Genomic DNA, 4,099 nt, shown 5'->3' with positions numbered 1-4,099 from the left:
GCTTACGCAATTTCATATGGACGTGGCCAGTTCCATCCAGGCTGCCGCCGAACGGATCATGCTTGATCTGACCACTGCTTTATATAAAGAATTTCAGTTTGACGACCTGTGCATGGCCGGGGGCGTTGCACTCAATTGTGTGATCAATGATAAAATATTAAAACAGTCGGGCTTTAAGCGGCTTTGGGTACAGCCTGCAGCCGGAGATGCCGGAGGTGCTTTGGGAGCGGCATATGCAGCTTACTATGAGCACTTAGGTAATGAACGCAATGATGCTAAGAATGCAGATAAAATGCAGAATGCATTGCTCGGCCCATCTTTTAATGCCGGTAAAGTCAGAGAATGTTTAATAGCTAATAACTTACCATTTGAAGAATTAAACACTCCACATCTGAATAAAAAAATAGCTTCCCGCATTAATGAAGGTAAAGTGGTGGGCTATTTTAAAGGGCGTGCAGAATTTGGTCCGCGGGCTTTGGGTGCAAGGAGTATTATTGCTGATCCGCGGAGGGTAGATATGCAGTCTGTTTTAAATCAAAAGATCAAGTTCCGGGAGTCGTTCAGGCCATTTGCACCGGCGGTTTTAGCGGAGTATGCTTCTGAATATTTTGATTTGGAAAATCCAAGTCCTTACATGCTGCTGGTTACAGCGGTTAAAACCGAATTGAGGATAGCTCCCTCTCCGGAAGAAGAATTACTGAAAGGATTTGATCTGTTAAAAGTGAAAAGATCAGCTATCCCGGCAGTAACGCATGTTGATCATACTGCCCGGATACAAACTGTGAGCCATGAAAACCACCCTGACTTTTATGATCTTATCAAAGCATTTTATGAGTTAACCCGTTGCCCATGCATGGTAAATACTTCTTTTAACCGGATGGATGAGCCTATCGTAAATACCCCACAGGATGCAATAGATTGTTTTATGCAAACAGGGATGGATATTTTGGTGATTGAAAATTTTATGGTCATTAAATAGCGCCTGTGTCGTTTTATGAGTTGATCGTCTGCACTCTTTACTGATTATCTGCTGGGTTTATATTCATTTACCTGTCCCGATGGGAATCTCTCAATCCTTTATTCAACAAGTCGCACTTGCCTGGTCACGATTCTCTCCATAGTTGCGATATTTCGTGATTTTACCCTATTTGTTTGTTTTTAAATATTTGATATACAGGTATTTGATTTAATGGCACGGTAATTACCCATATGCCGATAATCTGCTCTTGTAAAAGGAATTTAAGAATCAAGTTTTAAAAATAAAAGCTATGGAAATCAACAAAATTCTATTCGTTGTAACATCACATGATGAGTTGGGCAACACAGGTAAGAAAACCGGTTTATGGATCGAAGAATTTGCAGCACCCTATTACAAATTTCATGATATGGGTAAAGAGATCGTAATAGCGTCACCCAAGGGTGGACAGGCACCCATCGACCCGAAAAGTGATCTTCCCGAAAACAGGACACCGGCTACCATAAGGTATTATAGCGACAAAGAAACACAAGATAAATTGAGCAATACGGTAGTATTAAGCAGTGTTTCTGAAAGCGATTTTGATACCATTTTTTATCCGGGCGGCCACGGGCCAATGTGGGACCTGGCCAACGACAAGGAGTCGGCAAAGCTTATCGAAGCCTTTTATCAGAATGGTAAGATCGTAACCCTTGTATGCCATGCGCCTGTAGCATTAAAGGAGGTTAAGACCCCGGAAGGAGAATACCTCATTAAAGGGAAAAGAGTGGCGGCATTTACCAACACCGAAGAAGAAGCCGCTCAGCTGACAAAAGTGGTGCCTTTTCTTTTAGAAGACATGCTGATAGAACGGGGGGCTAATTTTCAAAAAGGTGAAGATTGGAAGCCCTTTGTAACCCGCGAAGATCATTTGATCACCGGGCAAAACCCGGCCTCATCTGTTTTGGCTGTTGATACCTTGCTTGATTATGCAGAAAGAATGTAGCTATCTACGCTGTCCGGTATAAATTGGACAACTTTTCATTTAAACCCTCAAATTCCTGTTTGCTATATGTCAGGCCTGTTAACGAGGTCGCTGCACAATAGCAAACAGGAAATTTATTGATCATGATATGCTTCGATCAATATGCTGTTCTATTTTGTAATTACTTAAATGACTTAAAAGCTTCTGCTGCCTGGTTTAACTGGGCTACGCTGTTGGTTTGTTGACCATTGTGTATAATGATCCGATACCTGAATGTTACCGATTCGCCTTTCTTTAAAGTAAGGTTCTTCTCCGACTTGCCGTTGGTGAAAATCTTTTCGCCCAGCGGATTGGCAGCAAACAAGCCATAACCACGGGCATGCCAGAAAGTAGGGTAGTTAGGGTTTTGAGGATGATCAATGATAGTAACGCTTACCGAATCAGCCCCTATTTTACCGTATACCTTGCACCATACACCACGGGTGCTCCAGGCGTCATTGCCTGTTTTGCCCTCGCTGGTAAGGTAGGTGCCGTTGGCCACTTTATCGGTGCCACCTTTTACTATCGTTACATTTCCTTTATCATCTGTAAATTTCTGATCAGCAGGATCCGGGATCTGCAGCTCGTGGGCCAGGCGCAGGCCAAGCATCCCATCTTTGGCATCTTTAAAAAGAGCGTCCTTATCTGCAGTTAAGGTAGTTACTCGGTCAATGATCCGTTCCTGCGCATTCCCGCTAAATTCAAAACGGGTTTGTTCTTCCAGTATCACCTGCTTTTGCTGATCTGTCCAGTTTGCATGGTAAGCCAGTATGCCTTTTGTCCCGTCTTTGGTTTCCAAAATTTTGTCGGTACGGATCCATCCATAACCACTCTTTTTAGCTGTAGGTATGGCATAGGAGTTATTCCAGAAATCGAGCCCGTTCAGGTTTTCAAAATTAAACCACAAACCAATATGGTGCGGGTGATCGGTAGGATCGCCGGGACGTGGAGCCAGCGGAAAGCCCCGGGTTACCAGCGTGCCGTCTGCCGACCTCAAAGGGTAAAGCACCGGTTTTTCTAAAGTTTCAGGATACAGGAAAGTGGTAAAAGGTTTGCCACCTACCAGGATCTCTATTTTATTTCCTGCTGATTTGACCAATTTCACCGGCTCGGCCTGTTGAGCATGTATTGTCATAGCAAATAAGGTGTTAGCGGCAAAAATACAGGCCCAGTTTTTTAATATTTTCATCGGAGGTAAGGTTATATAAGCGTGTGAAAAGATCAGTCATAAAAGCATTGGATTGTGCGATTCCCCTCTTGAGAGGGGGAGGGGTGTGTTTCTGCTTTGATAAGCCTATAGTAGAAACACATCCCTGCTACCACGCGTTCTTCCGCGCTCCTTTCAAGAGGGGATTTTATATGTTTAGCCTTAATATTTAAACACCTTCCCGTTAGCCATTACTTCCTGGGTGGCTTCATCAAAAGTGGCCTTGTAGCCGGTATGTACGGCGGCATTGGTCATGATGTTGGCTATGGAATGGCTGTAACCTGCTTCAACAGGGGCGTTAGGTTGCTTACGGCTGCGTACGCATTCCATCCAGTTACGCACGTGGTTTGAGGTCAATATATCACCGCCGGTATTGGCTGAAGCCACTACTTTTTCAGTATTGGCAAGGCTAAGCTCGGGTAAGAGGTTTGCTTTCATGTGCATAGCATCGGCCATTTTTTGGGTAAGCCCTCCGGTTGGCGATACTGTGTTGGTGATGAGGTTAAGTTCACCTCCGTTTGAATAGTAGATCTCGGCCGGGTGCTCATCACCATTGTGCATGCGCGAACCGAAAGTAACCTGGAAGCCGGTGGTAGGATCATTAAGCGGACCGTAATCAAATGCTGCCAGTATGGTATCCCAGTTGCGGCGTCCGTCCTTCCACATATAAATGCCGCCGTTGGCGACTACGCTGCGTGGATGTTTTAAGCCGGTAAACCAGTGTACGGTATCGATCTGATGGCTCATCCATTGTCCGGCCAAACCAGATGAATACGGCCAGAATAAACGGAACTCCAAATATTTACGCGGATCAAAATCTTCGTATGGCCGGTTCATGATAAAGCGTTTCCAATCGGTATCCTGCTCTTTCAATTGTCCTAACAATTCAGGTCTGCGCCAGCGGCCGGGTTGG

At 44.7% G+C, this 4,099-nt stretch carries 3 protein-coding genes and 1 pseudogene; 2 read left to right on the top strand and 2 right to left on the bottom strand.

The annotated features are described in order from the left end of the window. The coding region (locus VF500_RS23045; protein WP_330861926.1) for a carbamoyltransferase C-terminal domain-containing protein at window positions 1-979 on the top strand (979 nt) is incomplete at its 5' end. Window positions 980-1,268: 289 nt separating this feature from the next. After that, window positions 1,269-1,961, top strand: coding sequence for a type 1 glutamine amidotransferase domain-containing protein (locus VF500_RS23040; RefSeq protein ID WP_330861925.1), 693 nt, complete (start codon window positions 1,269-1,271; stop codon window positions 1,959-1,961). A 160-nt stretch (window positions 1,962-2,121) separates the two neighbouring features. On the opposite strand, the gene VF500_RS23035 is transcribed toward VF500_RS23040, so the two are convergent. Beyond that, window positions 2,122-3,168, bottom strand: a complete 1,047-nt coding sequence (locus tag VF500_RS23035; RefSeq protein WP_330861924.1) for a PmoA family protein — start codon at window positions 3,166-3,168, stop codon at window positions 2,122-2,124. Window positions 3,169-3,348: 180 nt separating this feature from the next. Beyond that, window positions 3,349-4,099 (bottom strand): annotated as a pseudogene (locus VF500_RS23030) (gfo/Idh/MocA family oxidoreductase); the annotation flags it as partial.

Origin of the sequence: Mucilaginibacter sp. (genome assembly GCF_036383575.1) — a bacterium.
In the GTDB taxonomy this organism is placed as follows: Bacteria; Bacteroidota; Bacteroidia; order Sphingobacteriales; family Sphingobacteriaceae; genus Mucilaginibacter.
This window is presented reverse-complemented; position numbering and strand designations above follow the sequence as displayed.